Below are 18,328 nucleotides of genomic sequence, written 5' to 3'. Positions count from 1 at the left end.
ATGGAGACGAAGGGAATCACCATGACGACGAGGTCGCGACAGGGCGTCCCGGGTACCACGGTCGGCATCGACATGGGCGGGACGATGATCCGCGGAGGGTTGGTCGGCCCGGACGGCTCCCTGCGAGACGTCGTGCGCCGACCGCTGCCCGACAGCCCCCAGGCTCGGCACGCCGCGGTGCTCGACCTGGCCCGAGACCTCGGGCAGGACGCCTCTGCTGTCGGCATCGCGGTCGCCGGTGTGGTCGACGATGGTCGCCTCCTGCTCAGCGCGAACGTGGGCCTCGGTGATATCGACCTGCGTTCCGCTCTCGTCGAGTACACGGGCCTGCCCTCCGAGGTGATCAACGACGCGCAGGCCGCCGCTCTCGCCGAGGTCCACGGGAGCTCGGCGCCAGGCCTCGTCCTGGTCGTCACGGTCGGCACCGGGATCGGTGGCGCGGTCGTCCTGGACGGCACGCTCGTCCGGGGGCGAGGCTTCGCCGGCGAGATCGGCCACGTGGTGGTCGACCGCGGCGGCCTGTCCTGCGGTTGTGGCGCTGCCGGATGCTGGGAGGGACTGGCGTCCGGGGAGGCGCTTCGCCGCGCCGCCGAGCGGGTGCTGCCGGGACCGGATCGCACGGTCGACCGCCTCGTCGCGGCCGCCGACTCGGGCGAGCCTGCGGCTGTCGGGGCCCTGATGGAGGCCGCCGAGGCCTTCGCCGACGGGCTCAACGGCATGTGCGCGGTCCTCGCGCCGCACCGCATCGTGCTGGGGGGCGGCGTGTTCGCCCGAGGTGGCCTCGTCGCCGACGTCTACCGGTCCCAGGCCGCCACGAGGCGCTGGGTCCGAGGGGCGGAGGTCAGCATGGCTGCCCTGGGCGACCATGCCGGTCTGCTCGGGGCCGGGCTGGCGGCCCGTGATCTCGTGGCCGACCCGCCGACGGACGTTCTTGCCACGCTCTGACCAGGGAGGCGCACCATGGCTCAGCACATCACTCCTCGTCTCGACCCGGCGATCGACACGACGCTACGGACGGCGGCCGACCGCGTGCGAAGGGTCGCCGGCGAGCGCATCGGCACGATGGTCGACCGGGCGCTGCGGCGCACCCTCACCGACACCATGACCGTCGGGACGGACGGCAGCACCTTCGTCATCACCGGTGACATCCCCGCGATGTGGCTGCGGGACTCGACCGTCCAGCTCACGCCCTACCTGAGATTCCTCGCCGACTGTCCACCGCTGGCCACGCTCGTGGCCGGGGTCGTGCGGCGCCAGTTCGAGTGTCTGGACCACGACCCGTACGCCAACGCCTTCAACGACGGCCCCACCGGGGCTCGATACGACCCCGACGACATCTGCGTCGACCCTCACGTGTGGGAACAGAAGTACGAGGTCGACAGCCTGGCGTACCCGGTGACGCTCGCGCACCGGCTCTGGCGTGCCGACCCGGGCCAGGCGGCGCGGCTCTTCGACGAGCGCGCGCACCGGGTCCTCCGGGTGGTCGTCGACCAGCTGCGTGCCGAGCAACGACACGACGGCTCGACCTACCGCTTTTCCCGCGACACCGCGACTCCCACCGAGACGCTCGCGCGGGGCGGTCGGGGTACGCCCGTGGGAGTCACCGGGATGACCTGGAGCGGCTTCCGTCCCTCGGACGACGCATGCACGTACGGCTACAACGTGCCGGCCAACCTGTTCGCCGCACAGGCGCTCCTCGACCTGGCAGCGATCGCGGGCGAGGTCTACGCCGACGGCGTGCTGGCGCACGACGCGCGCTCTCTCTCCCGCGAGCTGGTCGACGGCGTCGCCACCCACGGGGTCGTGACCTCTCCCGGCGGCGACGAGCAGATCTACGCCTACGAGGTGGACGGCCTCGGCGGTGTCCTGTGCATGGACGACGCCAACACGCCGTCGCTCCTGTCGCTCCCTCTCGTCGCACCGGACGTGATCGACGCGACGATCTGGCAGGCGACGCGCAGGTTCGTCCTCAGCCCCGCCAATCCGTATTTCTTCACCGGGACGCTCGTGAGCGGCGTCGGCAGCCCGCACACGCTACGAGGCCATGTCTGGCCGATCGCCCTCGCCGTCGAAGGGCTGACCGGCACGCCCGATGACCGCAGACGCCTGCTCGAGCTGATCGCACGGGCGGACGGCGGCACAGGGCAGGTCCATGAGAGCTTCGATCCTTCCGACCCGACGCAGTACTCACGACCCTGGTTCTCCTGGGCCGACTCGATGTTCTGCGAGCTCGCGCTCGCCGTGGTCGACGACGCTGCCCGGGTCACCCTCGGGGTCCGGTCCCCGTCCGCGTAGCGTCGTCGAGCGGCTCCGTCGGGTCGGCGTCGACGAAGTCGACCAGCATGTCGAAGCTCATCATCTCGAAGATGTCGCGGACGAGCTGCGGAGCGCCGACCACCCGCGGGTGCGGGCCGTTCTCGCACGCGAGGACCACGAGGCGGACGCCGGACGAGTCGATGAACGTGACCCTGCGCATGTCGAGGGTCTTGCGGCCCTCGCCCGCAGCCTCCAGCGTGGCGTAGACCTCGTGGGCGACGGCGACGTCGATCTCGCCCCACATCTCCCACCGGAGCCCGTCGTCGCTCAGGTTGATACCACCGTGGGCGGCCATGATCCGTTCCTCTCGCACGCGTCTCCTGCTGGTGACCGGTGGCTTGATCGCAGGCGACGTCCAGTCTAGGTGCGGCCGCCGGGGGCTCCGACCCGCGGGGTCAGCCCTCGGTGGCCTCCGGGCCGGGGAGGGTCTCCTCGACGTCGAGGAGGTGCGCGGCCATGCGCACGCGCGCGGCCTCGGCGTCCCCGGCGGCCAGGGCGCGCCAGACGGCCTCGTGGTCGCGCTGGGTGCGGGCCTCGGCACCCTCCTCGTGCAGCCCGCGCCAGAGCCGCTCCCGCGCGGTGCGGCCGGCGATGGCCTCGACGAGGGCGGTGATCACGGGGTTGCCGCCCTGGTCGGCGACGATCCGGTGGAACGCGGTGTCGGCCTCGATGAAGGCGGCGTGGTCGATCTCGTCCTGCGCGAGGGTGCTCGCCGCCTGCTCGAGCACGACGCGGGCCTCCTCCAGCGCCGCCGGGGTGATGCGGTGGGCGGCCAGGCCGGCGGCCTCGGTCTCGAGCACCCGCCGGACGGCGTGGAACGGGCGCGCGCTGGTGTCGCCGTGCAGGTCCACGACGAACTGCAGCGAGGACATGAGCCGGGCGGGGTCGAGGCTGGTGACGTACGTGCCGTCGCCCTGGCGGGTGTCGAGGACGCCGAGCACGGTGAGGGCGCGTACGCCCTCGCGCAGGGAGCCGCGGGAGACGCCGAGCCGGTCGGCGAGGTCCTTCTCCACGGGGAGCCGGTCGCCGGGGCCGAGCTCGCCGCCGGTGATCATGCGGCGGACGCCGTCGACGACCTCATCGGTGCGGGACATGACCTGGATTATGGCCCAGTTCCCGCGCGGGTGCACCGATTCCTCCGATGAATCCGGGGGCGTCCGTGCGTGGACCCGCCGCGGTCCGTAGCCTGGCGCGATGGCGGACCTCACGCTCGACCGGCTGCTGAACCTGGAGCACCAGGGGTGGGACGCGCTGTGCCGCAGCACCGGGGGCGCGTTCTACGGCGACCTCATGACGCCCGCCGCGCTCATGGTGCTCGTCGACGGCTCGGTGCTCGACCGCGACGCCGTCGTCGCCTCGCTGGACGGCGCGCCGCCGTGGGACTCCTACGACCTGCACGACGTGCGGCGCGTCGGGCTCGTGGACGGCGCCGCCGCGCTGGTCTACCGCGCGCGGGCGGTGCGCGGCGACGACCCGCCGTTCGTCGCGCTCATGGCCAGCACCTACGTCGTCGTCGACGGCGAGCCCCGGCTCGCGCTGTACCAGCAGACAACGCTGTGAGCGGGCCCCGGCCCTGTCTCCCGACGGAGACAGGGCCGGACGCCCGCTCACGGCGCGGGGGCGTCAGGCGGGGACGATGAGCCCGGCGGTCTGGGTGCGGGCGCGCTGGAGGCGGGCGGCGACGTCCTGCCAGTTCGCGATGTTCCAGACGGCCTTGACGTAGTCGGCCTTGACGTTGAGGTAGTCGAGGTAGAAGGCGTGCTCCCACATGTCCAGCATGAAAAGCGGGGTGATGCCGACGGGGACGTTGGCCTGCTGGTCGAAGAGCTGGAAGATGGCGAGGCGCTGGCCGATGGAGTCCCAGCCGAGCACGGCCCAGCCGGAGCCCTGGATGCCGGTGGCGACGGCGGCGAACTGGGCCTGGAACGTGTCGAAGGAGCCGAAGGCGTCCTTGACGGCCTCGGCGAGCTCGCCCTCGGGCTGGCCGCCGCCCTCGGGGGAGAGGTTGTTCCAGAAGACGGTGTGGTTGGTGTGGCCGCCGAGGTTGAACGCGAGGTTCTTCTCGTGCAGGTTCACCGCGGCGTTGTCGCCGGACTCGCGGGCCTCGGCGAGCTTCTCCAGGGCGGTGTTGGCGCCGGTGACGTAGGCCGCGTGGTGCTTGTCGTGGTGCAGCTCCATGATCTTGCCGCTGATGTGCGGCTCGAGGGCGCTGTAGTCGTACGGCAGGTCGGGCAGGGTGTAGACGGGCATCTCGTCCCCTTCGTCGTCGCGGATGTCGTTGCTGGTCACGCTACGACCTGAACCCTTGTTGAGGTCAACGTGTTCCGGGCAACGTGTCCCAGGTCACCACGGTCACGACGTCCACGCAGCGCCGCCGGGGAAGCGGAACTCCGCCACGGACTCCGGGCGCATCTGCGTGGAGTAGCCGGGCGCGGTCGGCACGACGTACGACACGCCCTCGCCGAGGTCCTCCACCAGGCACGGGTCGGTGAAGTGCTCGTGCAGGTGGTCGACGAACTCGGTGATGCGCCCGTCCAGCGACCCCGACACGGCGACGTAGTCGAGCACCGACACGTGCTGCACCATCTCGCACAGGCCCACCCCGCCGGCGTGCGGGCAGACGGGCACGCCGAACTTCGCGGCGAGCAGCAGCACCGCGACGATCTCGTTGATGCTGGCGAGGCGGCCCGTGTCGAGCTGGCAGTAGTCGGTGGCCCGCGCCTGGAAGAGCTGCTTGAACATCACGCGGTTGTGGCAGTGCTCGCCCGTCGCGACGCGCACGGGGGCGACGCCCTCGCGCACGGCGGCGTGGCCGAGGACGTCGTCGGGCGACGTGGGCTCCTCGATCCACAGCGGGTCGAACCGCTGCAGGGCGCGGACCCACTCGATGGCCTCGGGCACGTCCCATACCTGGTTCGCGTCGATCATCAGCGTGAGGTCCGGGCCGAGCTCCTCGCGCGCGATGCCGAGGCGGCGGACGTCGTCCTCGAGCCGCGCCCCGACCTTGAGCTTCACGTGCCGGTAGCCGGCGTCCACGGCCTCCCGGGTGAGGCGGCGCAGCTTGGCGTCGTCGTACCCGAGCCAGCCGGCCGACGTCGTGTACGCGGGGTAGCCGCGGCGCTCCAGGTGCGCGATGCGCTCGGCCTTGCCGGGCTCGGCGGCACGCAGGATCTCCAGCGCCTCGTCGCGGGTGAGGGCGTCCGAGAGGTAGCGCAGGTCCGCGACGTCGACGAGCTGCTCGGGCGTCATGTCTGCGAGCAGCCGCCACACGGGCTTGCCGGCGCGGCGCCCGGCGAGGTCCCAGGCTGCGTTGAGGACGGCGGCCAGCGACAGGTGGACGACGCCCTTCTCCGGCCCGAGCCAGCGCAGCTGGCTGTCGGCGGTGAGGTCGCGGTACGTGCCGCCCAGGTCGCCGACGACGTCGTCGACGTCCCGCCCCACCAGCCGATCGGCCTGGTGCCGGGCCGCCAGGGCGACGACGTCCGTGCCGCGCCCGATGGTGAACGTCAGGCCGTGGCCGGCCAGCGGCTCGCCCGCGGGGTCGGTGCCGTCGGTGCGCAGGACGACGTAGACGGCCGAGTAGTCGGCGTCGGCGTTCATCGCGTCCGACCCGTCGGCGGTGCGGGAGGTGGGGAAGCGGACGTCGGTGATCTCGACGTCGGTGATGGTGGGCATGCGCACCTCTTCGTGGCGACGGGCAGAAAGATCGGATGACTGAGGCCAACCTAGCGGCAACACGTCGAGAACGGCAACGAACGTGCGGTCGTCCGCGGGGCAAGAGATCCGAGGACTGGGGGCGTCAGGCGCGGGTCGAGCCTCGCTCGACCAGGTGGACGGGGACGGTCACGTGCTCGTGCGGACCGTCGCCGCCGGCCATCCGCTGCTCGAGGAGCCGCACGGCGGTGGCCGCCACGACGTCGTAGCCGGGGTCGACCGAGGTGATCCCCGGCGGGACGAAGCGCGAGACGCCGAGGTTGTCGAAGCCCACCAGCTGGACGTCGTCGGGGACCTGCACGCCTCGCTCGGCGAGGGCGGCCACCGCCCCGAACGCCACGGTGTCGTTGACGGCGAAGACGCCGTCGAACGGCGTGCCGTCGTCGAGCAGCCGGGTGACGGCGTCGTACGCGGCCTCGGACGTGAAGTCCGGCACGGGCGTGACGAGGCGCTCGTCCGCGACGAGCCCGGCCGCGCGGTGCGCCTCGGCCCATCCCGCGTGCCGGTCCGACTCCATGCCGACCGACGCCTCGACGGAGGCGCCGAGGGCGAGCACCCGCCGCGCCCCCCGCTCGAGCAGGTGCGCCGTCGCCAGGCGGGCGCCCTCGACGTTGGCGAGCCGGACGTGGTCGAACTGCTGGGGCACCTCCCGCTCGCCCAGGAGCACGATCGGGGTGGACGTCGGGACCCGGTCGAGCTCGTCGCTGAGCAGGCCGGCCACCGAGAGGAGGACGCCGTCGTACATCCGCAGCCGCGGCATGCTCAGCGACTCCATCTCGCTGCGCGCGTCCGCGCTGGTGCGCTCGACCACGAGGTGGCGGCCGCCGGCCTCGACCAGGGGGGCGATCCGGTCCGCGACCTCGCCGAAGTAGTCGTGGAAGCTGGGCACGATGAGGGCGACCGTGTCCGTGCGTCCGGCGCGCAGGTGCCGGGCGGTGAGGTTCACCTCGTAGCCGAGCGACTCGACCGCCGCGAGCACCCGGTCGCGGGTGGGGTCGCCCACGCGCTTCTTGCCCGTGAGCACGTTCGAGACGGTCATCATCGACACGCCCGCCTCCCGCGCGACGTCGCTCATCGTGACCATGCGCCACCTCCCGGGGTGATCCTGCCAGGCCGTGCGCGGCGGCGTCGTGCCGGCCTTGACGACGCGGTTCCGCCATGTCAGGGTCGGCCCGGATTAACGATAAACCGAGAAGGGTTCGACGATGCGCTCCGACGATCCGTACGGCTATCTCCTCGTGCACTTCGTGGAGGACCCGGCGGGCCACGGGGAGCGCGTCCACCTCAGCCTCAGCGAGGGCGACGACCCGCTGCGATGGCGTCCGCTCCACGGCGGCGCGCCGGTTCTCGAGACCACCGCCGGCACCACCGGCGTCCGCGACCCGCACGTCGTGCGCCGGCCCGACGGCGAGGGCTTCCACCTCGTCGCCACCGACCTGCGGGTGTGGCGTCCCGCCGGCCCGGACTGGCACGAGTACGCCCGGCACGGCAGCCGGGACGTCGTCGTCTGGGACTCGCCGGACCTCCTGACGTGGTCGGAGCCGCGCCACGTGACCGTCGCGCCGCCGCACGCAGGCATGGCCTGGGCGCCGGAGGTGTTCCACGACGCGGACACCGGCGTCCTCGTGCTGCACTTCGCGGCGGCCCTCTACGCTCCCGACGACCCGCGGCACGAGGGGCCCTGCGTGCCGCGGATCATGACCGCCACCACCCGCGACCTCCGCACGTTCGCCCCCGCCGAGACGTACCTCGAGCTGCCCGGTGGGGTGATCGACATGACGGCGGTGGCCGTCGGCGACGAGGTGCACCGGTTCGCGAAGCAGGACGACGGCGCGCCGGGGTCGTGGCAGGTCTTCCACCAGGTGGGGTCGTCGTTCTTCCACCCCGCCTTCCGGACGCTCGCGACCGGGCTGGGCCAGGTTTTCGGCCCCGCGGTCGAGGGTCCGCTCGTCTTCCCGACGCACGACGGGAGCCGCTGGTACCTGTGGGTGGACCAGTACGGCCGTCCGCCGCAGGGGTACCGGGCGCTGACCACCACCGACCTCTCGTCCGGACGGTGGGAGCCCGTGCCGGAGGAGGAGCTGCACCTGCCCCCGCACACCAAGCACGGCGCCGTGCTCCCGCTCCGGCGCGGCGAGTGGAGGGGCCTTGCCCGGCTCTGACCAGGACGACGCACCACGAAGGAGACGCATGAGAAGAACGCCCGTGCCGCTCACGCCGGAGGCTGCGGCGTGACCGGCCTCGACCACCGCCGCACCCGGAGCGTCGTCACGCTCACGGACGAGGGGGGCCGCCCTCTCGCGCACGAGGACGTCACGGTGCGCCAGGTGCGCCACGCGTTCGAGTTCGGCTGCGCGGCCTTCGAGGTGGCGGGCGCGGACGCCGGCTACCAGGACCTCTGGCTGGGGCTGTTCGACACGGCGACCCTGCCCGTGTACTGGGGGCGCTACGAGCCGCGGCGCGGGGAGACGGCCCTCGCCGACCTCACCGAGGCGGCGCGCTGGTTCGCCGACCGGGGGGTGCGCCTCAAGGGGCACCCGCTCGTGTGGCACACGGTCAAGGCCCCGTGGGTCGACCGCCTGCCGCTGGACGACGCGGAGCGGCTGCTGCGCGAGCGCGTGCGCCGGGAGGTGCGCGACCTCGCCGGCCTGATCGACACGTGGGACGCCATCAACGAGGTGGTGATCATGCCCCGGTTCACGAACGAGCCCGACGGTGTCCCCAACGCGATCAGTCGCCTGTGCGCACGACTCGGCCGCGTCGAGATGGTGCGGCTGGCGGTCGACGAGGCGCGCGGCGAGGGCACGTCGCCGCGCCTGCTGATCAACGACTTCGACCTGGGGCCCGAGTACGAGCGGCTGATCGAGGAGCTGCTCGAGGCGGGCGTGCGGATCGACGCGATCGGGCTGCAGTCGCACATGCACCAGGGCTTCCGCGGCGCCGACCGGCTGCTCGAGGTCTGCGACCGGTTCGCCCCCTTCGGGCTGCCGCTGCACTGGACCGAGACGACGCTCGTCTCGGGCGACCTCATGCCGGCCGACGTCGAGGACCTCAACGACCACCAGGTCGCCCGGTGGCCGTCCACGCCCGAGGGCGAGGCGCGCCAGGCGGACGACGTGGTGGCGCACTACTCGGCGCTCGTCTCCCACCCGGCCGTCGAGTCGATCACGTACTGGGGTCTCGGCGACGCCGGGGCGTGGCTCGGTGCGCCGGCGGGGCTCGTGCGGGCGGACGGCACGCCCAAGCCGGCCTACGACGCCCTGCGGTCACTGGTGCGCGACGCGTGGTGGACGGGCCCGACGCCGGGGCGCACGGACGCGGCCGGGCGGATCGACGTGGAGGGCTTCGCGGGCAGGTACGAGGCGCGCTGCGGCGCGTCGTCGGCGACGGTCGACCTGGCGGCGGGAGAGCACGCCGTGGAGCTGCGCCTCGCCCCCTGATCCCCGGTGAGACGGGGGTTGACGGGCCCGGAGGCGGGCTCTAGTTTAACGCTAAAATCGCAGACGGACCGGGCAGTCGGACGGTCGGTCGGCTCGGGCGACGTGGCCCGGGGTTCTCGAAGGGGAGACACATGATGGGTGATCTGACACCGCGGGCGCGCCGCCCGTGGCGGGCCGTCCCGGCAGCCGTCGCGGCGTCGTCGCTGCTGCTCCTCGCCGCGTGCAGCGGTGAGTCGGAGGAGGGCGGCGCGGGGCTGGACAACACCGAGGCGTCGATGACCGACTTCGCCGCCGACCAGCAGTTCAAGGCGACGGAGCCCGTCGACTTCTCGATCCTGTGGACCGACTGGCCGGAGCTCCCGATCAAGGACTCCTGGCAGCTCTTCGACGAGATCGAGAAGCGGACCAACGTCACGCTCCAGCCGACCAACATCCCGTTCAGCGACGCCACGGAGAAGCGCAGCCTGCTCATCAGCGCCGGCGACGCCCCCCAGATCATCCCGCTCGTCTACACGGGCGAGGACGCCCCGTTCGTCTCGTCGGGGGCGGTGCTCCCGATGAGCGACTACGTCGACCTCATGCCGAACTTCCAGAAGTACGTCGAGGAGTGGGACCTCGGCGACATGATCGACAACCTCCGCCAGGACGACGGGAAGTACTACATGGTCCCCGGGCTGCAGGAGGTGTCCGTCCCGGTGTTCTCGATGATCATCCGCAAGGACGTCTTCGACGAGGTCGGCGCCGAGGTGCCGGAGACCTGGGACGAGCTGCGCGTCGCCCTCGAGAAGATCAAGGCGAAGCACCCCGACTCCAAGCCGCTCGCCGACGGCTTCGAGGGGCAGTCGATGCTCAACTACGCGGCGCACGCCTTCGGCACCGTCGCCGGCTGGGGCTTCGGCAACGGCACGTTCTGGGACGAGGGGGCCGACGAGTTCACCTACGCCGCGACGTCCGACGGGTACAAGGAGATGGTCGAGTACTTCCACGGGCTCGTCGAGGACGGGCTGCTCGACCCGGAGACCCTGACCACGACCAGCGACGGCAGCGTGAACGAGCTCTCCGAGAAGGTGGCGAACAGCGCGGTGTTCGCGGCGTCCGGTGCCTCCGGCACCGTGGCGGAGTTCCAGCTCGCCCTCCAGGAGGCCGACCCGGACGCCGAGTTCGAGCTCGTGCAGATCGCCCCGCCCGGCGGCCCCGCGGGCCAGGTCGTGGAGCCCCGCAACTTCTGGCACGGGTTCATGATCAGTGCCGAGGCCAAGGACGACCCGCACTTCGTCGCCCTGGTCCAGTTCCTCGACTGGCTGTACTACAGCCCCGACGCGCGCGAGATGCTGCGCTGGGGCGTCGAGGGCGAGACGTACACGAAGGACGCCGACGGCACGATCACCATCGACCCCGACTACTCCCTCGACGCGTACAACATCAACCCGGACGCCACGACCGACCTCGCGAAGGACCTCGGCTTCTCCACCTTCCTCGCGGAGTCCACCGAGTCGCGCGCCCTGAAGGAGTCCTACAACTCCGACCAGTTCGTCGAGTACATGGACCGCGTCCTGGAGAGCAGGACCCCGCGCGACCCGTTCCCGCCGGCGCCGCTGGACGACGCCGAGCTGGAGCAGGCGTCCCTGCTCGCCACCCCGCTCAAGGACACCGTGGACACGAACACGCTGAAGTTCATCCTCGGCGACCGTCCGCTGGCGGAGTGGGACGACTACGTCACCGAGCTCGAGGGACAGAACCTGCAGGGCTACCTCGACCTGATCAACGGCGCGCAGCAGCGCTTCGCCGAGAAGAACTGACCCATGAGCACGACCTCGGACCGGCAGCTGTCGGCGCCGACGCCGGTCCTCGACGGGCCCACGCCCCGCCCCCCGCGGGCGGACGTGGGCCGGTCGAGGCCGGCCCGCCGGTCCTGGCGGCTGAGCCTGCGCCGCGACTGGCAGCTGTACGCCCTCGCCGTCCTGCCCGTCCTGTTCCTCGTGGTCTTCCGCTACGTGCCGATGCTGGGGAACGTCATCGCCTTCCGGCAGTTCCGCCCGGGCGGCAGCATCTTCGGCGAGCAGTGGGTGGGCCTGCGGTACGTGGAGATGTTCATCCACGACCCCACCTTCTGGAAGGTCTTCTGGAACACGGTGATCCTCGGGGGGCTCACCCTCGTCGTCTGCTTCCCGCTGCCGATCGTGCTCGCGCTCCTGCTCAACGAGGTGCGCAAGAAGGCCTTCAAGCGCACCATCCAGTCGATCTCCTACCTGCCGCACTTCCTGTCGCTGGTGATCGTGGCGGGCATGGTCATGCAGTTGCTGTCGCTGCAGGGCACCGTCAACCAGATCATCGAGGGCCTCGGCGGCGAGGCCATCCCGTTCCTGCAGCGGGCGGAGTGGTTCCGCACGATCTACGTGGGGTCGGAGGTCTGGCAGACCGTCGGCTGGGGCACGATCCTCTACCTCGCCGCCCTCACCACCGTGGACGCGTCCCTGTACGAGGCGGCGCGCATCGACGGCGCGAACCGGTGGCAGCAGACGTGGCACGTGACGATCCCCGGGATCCGGCCCACGATGATCACGCTGCTGATCCTCAACATCGGCACGTTCCTCAACGTCGGGTTCGAGAAGGTCCTGCTGCTCTACAACCCGCTCACCTACTCCACGGCGGACGTCATCTCGACGTACCTCTACCGGGTCGGCCTGGTGTCCAACAACCTCAGCTACGCGGCCGCCATCGGGCTCTTCCAGGCGTGCATCGGGCTGGTCATGGTGCTGAGCGCCAACTTCATCTCGCGACGAGTGGTGGGAGCAAGCCTGTGGTGATGCAGCGCGCGACGTCGTCCCCGAGCGTGCGGTCCGCCGGCACGCCCGTCGGGGCGCGGGACACCCGGGGGTACCGGGCGTTCACGGTGTTCAACACGGTGGCGCTGGTGGTGGTGTCCCTGTTCATGCTCTACCCGTTCGTCACCGTGCTCGCGCAGTCGTTCAGCAGCCCCGGCGCGATCAAGGCCGGGATGGTGAGCTTCTGGCCGGTCGGGTTCAACCTGGACACCTACCGCGCCATGGCGCAGGACGGGCTGTTCTGGAGCAGCTACCGCAACACCCTCGTCTACACGCTCGTCGGCACCACCATCGCGATGGTCCTGACCACGACGTTCGCGTTCGTCATCTCCAAGCGGCACCTGCGCGGTCGCGGGGCCCTCATCGGCGTCGCGGTGTTCACGATGTTCTTCAACGGCGGGCTGGTGCCCAACTACGTGCTGATCTCGTCGCTCGGGCTGAAGAACACGATGTGGGCGGTGGTGCTCCCGGGCGCTGTCTCCGTCTTCAACCTGCTGGTCATGAAGTCGTTCTTCGAGAACCTCCCGCAGGAGCTGGAGGAGGCGGCGCAGATCGACGGGCTGGGGTGGTTCGGGATCTTCGGCCGCATCGTGCTGCCGCTGTCGAAGGCCGTGCTCGCCACGATGGTGCTGTTCTACTCGGTCGCGTACTGGAACGACTGGTTCTCGGCCTTCCTGTACCTCGACAAGAACGAGCTCTTCCCCGTCACGCTCTTCCTGCGGAACCTCATCGCGGGGGCGTCGTCGTCGGCGTCCGAGGGGGCCGCCGCCGTCGGCGCGACCACCCAGGCCGTCTCGGCGAACATCCAGGCGGTCACGATGATCCTCACGATCATCCCCATCGTGTGCGTCTACCCGTTCGTGCAGCGGTTCTTCGTGTCCGGCGTGATGCTGGGCTCGGTCAAGGGCTGAGGGCGGCGGGCGCGTGCGCGGCCGATCGCGTGGACGACGACGAGGTGCTGCACCAGCAGCGAGAGCCCCAGCGCCAGCAGGATGCTCCCCTCCGTGACGCCCGGGGACGCGCCGACCCGGGCGCCCGCGTCGGCGAGCTCGAAGCGCAGCGCCACGGACACAGCCCAGAGCGCCACGGTCACCCCGGTGTAGCGGAACCGGACCGACCCGGTCGGGTCTGTGGTGACCTCGACGGTGGCCCCGCGGGCCACGCCGAGGCCCACCGTGAGGACGAGGTCGACGGCCAGGACCGCGATCGTGGCGATCGCGCCCCCGGGCGACGGCAGCGCGAGCCACGGCACCAGCAGGAACGCGCCGACGAGCATGACGACGACCGGGACGATCAGCAGGCGCCCGGTCCGCGCGGGTCGGGGGCGCAGGCGGAGGAGGACGATCACCGTCAGGGTCGCCAGGCCGACGAGGACCTGGGGCGGCACCGTGTCCAGCACGGGGTCCAGCGTGGTGTCCATCAGGCGGTCTCCTCGCCGACGAGGTACGCCGCCACCGCGGCCGAGAGTGCGGCCCGGAACGCGGTGGCGCGCTCGGGGTCGCCCGGGTCGTGGCCGAGCGCCGACTGCCAGGACCGCCCGCCCAGCGCGTAGCCGTACGCGCCGGACATCCCGACGAGCAGCACCGCCTCGATCCGGTCGCGCGACGGGACCCGGTCGGCGGGCAGCGCCGCGCGCAGGCCTGCCTCCATCACGTCCGCGACGCCGGCGAGCCCGTCGGTCGCGAGCGTGCCGTGCTCGGGGTGCAGGGCGGACCAGGCCCACAGCCGCAGGTACCGCTCGTCGTCGAGGGTCGCGAACACGACGTCGAGCATCCGGGCGGCGTACGGGACGCCCGCGTCGTCCGCGACCCGGGCGCGGACGCGCTCGCGGTGGTGCGTGTCCTCCTCCCGCAGCACCGCCCGCACGAGGCCCGCGTAGGTGCCGAAGTAGTGGCTCACCAGCCCTCTCGTCACGCCGGCCGCCCGGGCCACCTTCGCGAGGGTGACGCCGTCCGGTCCGTGCTCGGCGACGAGCGTCGTGGCGGCGTCGAGGATCTCCTGCCGCGCCTGCTCGGGGGAGCGGCGTCGTCGCGGGGGACGACCGGGCGCCCGGCCGTTATTGGCGGTCATGCCAATAACGTACCGGACGCCCGTCGTCGAGGGGTCAGCTCGCGGGGGAGAGGCTCATCTCGCCCGCGGGCCCCTGCCGGTAGACGGTGAAGTACCCGTCGGTGGCGAGCGGGTTGCCGGCCGCGTCGTCGAGGTAGCTCCACACCGGCTCGCCGTCCACGCGCAGCACCACGCGGGTGCCGCCCTCGACGTCGACGGCGCCGAACGTGACCTCGTGGGTCGAGTTCGGCTCGATCACCGTGTTGGGGAACGTGTCGACCATGAAGACGGCGGGGCTCCACTTCTGCATCTCGATGACGTCCTCCTTGATGACCACGAGGTAGCCCGAGCTGCTGTTGGTCCACACCGGGTCGCCGGCGGTCTTCGACCGGACGGAGAACCCGAACCAACCGCCGTTGAAGGCGCCGACCGAGGTGTCGAACCGGAGCAGCTCGTCCCCGAACTGCCGGGGCTTGAAGCTCCACGCGCCGCGCGGCGCCAGGTGGGCCGCGCCGTCGGCCACCGTGATCCCCTCACCCGGCGTCCAGGCCGCGGGGTCGAGGATCTCGGCGCCGAGCGGCGTCACGGGGTGGTCGGCCGCCTGCACCGTCACGGTGGACGACGCCGCGAGGCCTGCCACCACGGTCGACGTCGCCGTGATCGTGGCCGTGCCGGCGGCGACGCCGCGGACGACGCCCTTCGCGTCCACGGTCGCGACGGACGCGTCGCTCGAGGTCCACTCCAGCCCGGTGCGCGTGGCGTCCGCGGGGGTGAACGACGGCGCGAGCGGGTGCGTCTCGCCCGGCTCGATCGTCGCCTCGGACGGCGCCAGGGTGAGCCCGTCGGGGTCCACGCCCACGAGCGAGAACCGCACGTCGTCGAAGTCGAGCGACACGAAGCCCTGCACGTAGAAGCCGACCTTGCCGGCCCCGCCGGGTGCCGGGTTGGCGCCCGCCACGACCTCCTCGCCGTCGAGCAGCACACGCACGCCGCCGGCCGTCACCACGACCCGCACGTCGTACTGGGTGGAGGGCTCGAGCCCCTCGCCCGCGGGCAGCGTCACCTCCTTCACCGTGCCCCACGCGGAGTCGAAGATCGTCCACGTCGGACCGGCCGCCGCGTGGCGGTAGCGGACGTACCCGCCCGGCGTGCTGCCGGTGCGGTCGTAGACGAGCATCTGGCCGCCCTCCGGCACCTCCGCCGGCGTCGTCACCGTGAAGTCGAGCGCGTACTCCGAGAAGGAGCGGTCGAGCTGGGAGTTGGCGCCGTTCTTGATCCGGTAGACGTGGTCGCCCGTGCCGTCGTCGACGATCGCGCGGTTCGGGTCGGTGGCCCAGCCGTTGCCGCCCGTCTCGAAGTCCGTGGAGTGCAGCACGCCGTCGCCGGCCGCCACGGTCACGGTCATCTCGTCACGGATGCCCGCGTCGGCCTTCGCCTCCGCGGTCACCGTCACCTCGCCGGGCGCGACGGCGGTGAGGACCCCCGCGGCGCTGACGGTCGCGACCTCCGGGTCGCTCGAGGTGTAGGTGACGGCCTGCTGGGTGGCGTTCCACGGCACCGCCTGCGCGGCCACCGACACCTCGTCGCCGAGCGTCACCGCCAGCTGGTCCGCGGGCAGCTGGAGCGACTCCAGGGCCACGGTGTCCGGCGTCTGCGACTGGCCGACGTGCCCGTCCGTGCCGATCTCGTCGAACGGGATCGCCTCGAACCCGGGGATCTGGTCGAAGACGGCGGCGTCGTCGCGCAGCGTGTAGTCGCCGTTCGCCGCGTCGACGAAGCCCGGGTCGGCGTCCGCCACCCAGTTGGCGTCGTCGCCGGTCCCGTAGTTGAGGAGGTTCTTCGTGTCGAGCGCCCCCTCGGCGTTGACGTCGGGGTTGCGCGTGCGGTCCGGGTTCCACACGACGTTCTTCGCGAACGTGGAGTGGTTCGGGAAGTAGTGGTTGTCCTCGAAGAAGTGGCCCAGCTCCGGGTACTTCTCCAGGTACGGCGTGCCGACGAAGTCCTTGTTGTCGGCGAACACCTTCTCCCACTTCGGCATGTACACGCGGTCGACGGTGTTGCCCTCCCCGTCGCCCATCCACTGCGTGTAGTTGTCGTAGGGCACGGTCGTGTCGACGAACACGTTGTTCGTGGCGTCGATGTAGTCGGCCGAGCCGGACTTGATCGCGTCGTTGCCCATGTCCACGAAGACGTTCTGGCTGATCTCCAGGTCCCACGTGAAGTTGTCGGCGTAGATGCCCTCGACGCCGTGCTTGGTGAGGCCGACGTCGTGGAAGTAGTTCTGCCGGAACACGTGCCCGCGCTGCTGCGGCGTCTCGCCGGAGTTCATGTAGATCGCGCCGAGGTCCTGGAACGTCTTGCAGACGTCGTAGACCTCGTTCTGCTCGAACAGGTGGTCGTTGCCGTGCACGATGACGCCCGGGTGGGGCGCGTCGTTGATCTCGTTGCCGCGCGCGACGTTCCCGACGCCGTCGAACATCACGCCCGGGTTGTACGCCTTGTGGTAGTACGCGAAGTCGTGGATGTGGGAGTCCTCGACGCGGTTGCGGCCGGGCTCCAGGGTGGTCTTGTCCCCGCCGGTCAGCACGACGCCGACCCCGCCCACGTGGCGGATGTCGCTGGAGACGACGGCGTGGTCGCGACCGCCCCGGTTCACCGGGATGCCGTCGTACGTGTACCGCCCCGGCGAGTTGATGGACACGCCGCCGTCGGAGAAGTTCTGCACGTCGCTGTTCGAGATCGTCACGTGGCTGCCGCCGAGGATGACGGCGCCCAGGGCCCGCCCGTACTCGAGGACCAGGTCGTCGAACGTCACGTACGACGCGCCGTCCGTGCGGATCATCGGCTCGTCCAGCGTCGTGACGACGGGCGCCCCGCGCTCGGCCAGGAACGACGCGTTCGGCACCAGGTAGAGCATCCCGGTGTCGCGGTCGATGTAGTACTCGCCCGGCGCGTCGAGCTCCTCGAGCAGGTTCTGCGCGAAGTGGAAGTCGGGGTACCAGGTCTTCATCAGCCCCGACATCTCGCCGTAGCGCAGCGTGATGGTGCGCGCGTCGGTGTCGATCTTCTCGATCTTGTTGTACGACCACTCCCAGCTCTGACCGAAGATGCCGTCCATCCAGACGCCCTTGGCCTCGCCCCAGTACTGCGGGCGGTCGTAGGAGTAGCTGAACGTGCCGCCGCGCTCCTGCAGGTCGGCGTCGTCCTTGGTGGGGCCGGGGTCGACGATCTTGTTCATCTGCACGGTGTCCTTCGCGGCGCCGGCGTTGGGCCAGCGCGCGAGGGTCATGTCCTCGCCGTCCACGTACAGCTCCATCGGCGGCGTCGTACTGACGTCGTTGGCCTTCCAGTAGCCGTGCCGGCTGAGCTGGCCGTAGTCGTCGATGCCGAGCTCGCTCAGGTCGATCTGGAGGACGTCGTCGTGCGCGGACGTCTCGATGATCCGGTCGAGCACGGCCTGGTCGGTGACGGGGGAGAAGCCGTCGTACGGCAGCTCCCTGCCGCCCGAGATCGTGGCCCGCTCGCCGGGGTAGGAGGCGTACGTGATGGGGGCGTCCTTGGTGCCCGAGTCCTCCGGCCCGAGGAGGAACGACTCAGAGCGCTCGTACGTGCCCTCGCGGAGGTACACGGTGACGCCCTTCTTGCGCTGTCCCTTCGACAGCTCGCGGATCGCGTCGCGCGCGCCCTCGAGGGTCGCCAGGGGGCGCTTCTGGGTCCCCTTCGCGCCGTCGTTCCCGTCGGGGGAGACGTAGAGGACGACGCCGGCCTTGTGGGCGCCGGCGGCCGCGGGCGGTTCCGCGTGCGCCGTGGTCTGTGTCCCTGCGAGGAGCAGGGACGTCAGCAGCAGTGCTGACAGTGGTCGCTTCATTGCGAGTGCTCCGACCTCTCGTGCGGTCACGGGGGTTCTCGGGGCGACGCGGGTGCGGCGCGCCCGGATCGACAAGCATCCGCAGGTTACATTAATCGATAATCGCTGACAATGCG

General features: G+C 71.3%; 16 protein-coding genes. 8 read left to right on the top strand and 8 right to left on the bottom strand.

Annotated features, from left to right (window positions below; translation table 11 throughout):
* Positions 1-21: 21 nt before the first annotated feature.
* A complete protein-coding gene (locus ACFQ8T_RS10495) occupies positions 22-945 on the top strand; it encodes an ROK family protein (RefSeq protein WP_430546480.1) in 924 nt (307 codons plus the stop codon).
* 15 nt (positions 946-960) lie between these two features.
* Positions 961-2,295, top strand: coding sequence for a glycoside hydrolase family 125 protein (locus tag ACFQ8T_RS10490; RefSeq protein WP_430546479.1), 1,335 nt, complete (start codon positions 961-963; stop codon positions 2,293-2,295).
* Here ACFQ8T_RS10490 and ACFQ8T_RS10485 read toward each other — a convergent pair.
* The gene (locus ACFQ8T_RS10485; RefSeq protein ID WP_430546478.1) at positions 2,264-2,611 is read right to left on the bottom strand and encodes an STAS domain-containing protein; all 348 of its coding nucleotides are present in this window, start codon (positions 2,609-2,611) and stop codon (positions 2,264-2,266) included. The two genes, ACFQ8T_RS10490 and ACFQ8T_RS10485, sit on opposite strands and share 32 nt — an antisense overlap.
* A 100-nt stretch (positions 2,612-2,711) precedes the next feature.
* The gene (locus ACFQ8T_RS10480) at positions 2,712-3,410 is read right to left on the bottom strand and encodes a FadR/GntR family transcriptional regulator (RefSeq protein WP_430546477.1); all 699 of its coding nucleotides are present in this window, start codon (positions 3,408-3,410) and stop codon (positions 2,712-2,714) included.
* Between the two features lie 100 nt (positions 3,411-3,510).
* Between ACFQ8T_RS10480 and ACFQ8T_RS10475 the strand changes: the two genes are divergently transcribed.
* Positions 3,511-3,876 (top strand): nuclear transport factor 2 family protein, encoded by a 366-nt coding sequence (locus ACFQ8T_RS10475; RefSeq protein ID WP_430546476.1) that lies wholly within the window; start codon positions 3,511-3,513, stop codon positions 3,874-3,876.
* Positions 3,877-3,939: 63 nt separating this feature from the next.
* Here ACFQ8T_RS10475 and ACFQ8T_RS10470 read toward each other — a convergent pair whose 3' ends face one another.
* From ACFQ8T_RS10470 to ACFQ8T_RS10460, 3 genes are all read right to left on the bottom strand, one after another.
* Positions 3,940-4,566, bottom strand: coding sequence for a superoxide dismutase (locus ACFQ8T_RS10470; RefSeq protein WP_430546530.1), 627 nt, complete (start codon positions 4,564-4,566; stop codon positions 3,940-3,942).
* 102 nt (positions 4,567-4,668) lie between these two features.
* Complete coding sequence (locus tag ACFQ8T_RS10465; RefSeq protein WP_430546475.1) at positions 4,669-5,991, bottom strand: enolase C-terminal domain-like protein; 1,323 nt, start codon at positions 5,989-5,991, stop codon at positions 4,669-4,671.
* Positions 5,992-6,115: 124 nt separating this feature from the next.
* Positions 6,116-7,114 carry a LacI family DNA-binding transcriptional regulator gene (locus ACFQ8T_RS10460; protein WP_430546474.1) on the bottom strand — a complete coding sequence of 333 codons (999 nt, stop codon included), beginning with the start codon at positions 7,112-7,114 and terminating at the stop codon, positions 6,116-6,118.
* Positions 7,115-7,235: 121 nt separating this feature from the next.
* On the opposite strand from ACFQ8T_RS10460, the gene ACFQ8T_RS10455 reads away from it, so the two are divergent.
* The 5 genes from ACFQ8T_RS10455 (at position 7,236) to ACFQ8T_RS10435 (ending at position 13,206) form a co-directional block, all read left to right on the top strand.
* Positions 7,236-8,192, top strand: coding sequence for a glycoside hydrolase family 43 protein (locus ACFQ8T_RS10455; protein WP_430546473.1), 957 nt, complete (start codon positions 7,236-7,238; stop codon positions 8,190-8,192).
* A 69-nt stretch (positions 8,193-8,261) separates the two neighbouring features.
* Positions 8,262-9,470: an endo-1,4-beta-xylanase gene (locus ACFQ8T_RS10450; RefSeq protein WP_430546472.1), complete on the top strand. Its 1,209-nt coding sequence runs from the start codon at positions 8,262-8,264 to the stop codon at positions 9,468-9,470.
* A gap of 131 nt (positions 9,471-9,601) precedes the next feature.
* Positions 9,602-11,269 carry an extracellular solute-binding protein gene (locus ACFQ8T_RS10445; RefSeq protein ID WP_430546471.1) on the top strand — a complete coding sequence of 556 codons (1,668 nt, stop codon included), beginning with the start codon at positions 9,602-9,604 and terminating at the stop codon, positions 11,267-11,269.
* A gap of 3 nt (positions 11,270-11,272) precedes the next feature.
* A complete protein-coding gene (locus tag ACFQ8T_RS10440) occupies positions 11,273-12,277 on the top strand; it encodes an ABC transporter permease (RefSeq protein WP_430546470.1) in 1,005 nt (334 codons plus the stop codon).
* The gene (locus ACFQ8T_RS10435; RefSeq protein WP_430546469.1) at positions 12,277-13,206 is read left to right on the top strand and encodes a carbohydrate ABC transporter permease; all 930 of its coding nucleotides are present in this window, start codon (positions 12,277-12,279) and stop codon (positions 13,204-13,206) included. The genes ACFQ8T_RS10440 and ACFQ8T_RS10435 overlap by 1 nt, the downstream gene beginning before the upstream one ends.
* On the opposite strand, the gene ACFQ8T_RS10430 is transcribed toward ACFQ8T_RS10435, so the two are convergent.
* From ACFQ8T_RS10430 to ACFQ8T_RS10420, 3 genes are read right to left on the bottom strand one after another with little or no spacing between them, the layout of a single operon-like run.
* On the bottom strand, positions 13,146-13,715 hold the full coding sequence (locus ACFQ8T_RS10430) for a hypothetical protein (RefSeq protein WP_430546468.1): 570 nt from the start codon (positions 13,713-13,715) through the stop codon (positions 13,146-13,148). The genes ACFQ8T_RS10435 and ACFQ8T_RS10430 overlap by 61 nt on opposite strands.
* Complete coding sequence (locus ACFQ8T_RS10425) at positions 13,715-14,365, bottom strand: TetR/AcrR family transcriptional regulator (protein WP_430546467.1); 651 nt, start codon at positions 14,363-14,365, stop codon at positions 13,715-13,717. Before ACFQ8T_RS10425 ends, ACFQ8T_RS10430 begins: the two co-directional genes overlap by 1 nt.
* Positions 14,366-14,399: 34 nt before the next feature.
* A complete protein-coding gene (locus ACFQ8T_RS10420) occupies positions 14,400-18,212 on the bottom strand; it encodes an Ig-like domain-containing protein (RefSeq protein ID WP_430546466.1) in 3,813 nt (1,270 codons plus the stop codon).
* Positions 18,213-18,328 lie beyond the last annotated feature (116 nt).

The sequence above is a fragment of the Isoptericola sp. NPDC056618 genome (genome assembly GCF_042792715.1).
GTDB lineage: Bacteria > Actinomycetota > Actinomycetes > Actinomycetales > Cellulomonadaceae > Isoptericola > Isoptericola nanjingensis.
Note: the sequence above shows the minus strand (reverse complement) of the source record. Positions and strands in the feature narration are given on the sequence as shown.

Coding starts and splice junctions, on each gene's coding strand:
- ACFQ8T_RS10495 (WP_430546480.1), top strand. CDS start 22: ATGACGACGAGGTCGCGACAGGGCGTCCCGGGTACCACGGTCGGCATC.
- ACFQ8T_RS10490 (WP_430546479.1), top strand. CDS start 961: ATGGCTCAGCACATCACTCCTCGTCTCGACCCGGCGATCGACACGACG.
- ACFQ8T_RS10485 (WP_430546478.1), bottom strand. CDS start 2,611: ATGGCCGCCCACGGTGGTATCAACCTGAGCGACGACGGGCTCCGGTGG.
- ACFQ8T_RS10480 (WP_430546477.1), bottom strand. CDS start 3,410: ATGTCCCGCACCGATGAGGTCGTCGACGGCGTCCGCCGCATGATCACC.
- ACFQ8T_RS10475 (WP_430546476.1), top strand. CDS start 3,511: ATGGCGGACCTCACGCTCGACCGGCTGCTGAACCTGGAGCACCAGGGG.
- ACFQ8T_RS10470 (WP_430546530.1), bottom strand. CDS start 4,566: ATGCCCGTCTACACCCTGCCCGACCTGCCGTACGACTACAGCGCCCTC.
- ACFQ8T_RS10465 (WP_430546475.1), bottom strand. CDS start 5,991: ATGCCCACCATCACCGACGTCGAGATCACCGACGTCCGCTTCCCCACC.
- ACFQ8T_RS10460 (WP_430546474.1), bottom strand. CDS start 7,114: ATGGTCACGATGAGCGACGTCGCGCGGGAGGCGGGCGTGTCGATGATG.
- ACFQ8T_RS10455 (WP_430546473.1), top strand. CDS start 7,236: ATGCGCTCCGACGATCCGTACGGCTATCTCCTCGTGCACTTCGTGGAG.
- ACFQ8T_RS10445 (WP_430546471.1), top strand. CDS start 9,602: ATGATGGGTGATCTGACACCGCGGGCGCGCCGCCCGTGGCGGGCCGTC.
- ACFQ8T_RS10440 (WP_430546470.1), top strand. CDS start 11,273: ATGAGCACGACCTCGGACCGGCAGCTGTCGGCGCCGACGCCGGTCCTC.
- ACFQ8T_RS10435 (WP_430546469.1), top strand. CDS start 12,277: ATGCAGCGCGCGACGTCGTCCCCGAGCGTGCGGTCCGCCGGCACGCCC.
- ACFQ8T_RS10430 (WP_430546468.1), bottom strand. CDS start 13,715: ATGGACACCACGCTGGACCCCGTGCTGGACACGGTGCCGCCCCAGGTC.
- ACFQ8T_RS10425 (WP_430546467.1), bottom strand. CDS start 14,365: ATGACCGCCAATAACGGCCGGGCGCCCGGTCGTCCCCCGCGACGACGC.
- ACFQ8T_RS10420 (WP_430546466.1), bottom strand. CDS start 18,212: ATGAAGCGACCACTGTCAGCACTGCTGCTGACGTCCCTGCTCCTCGCA.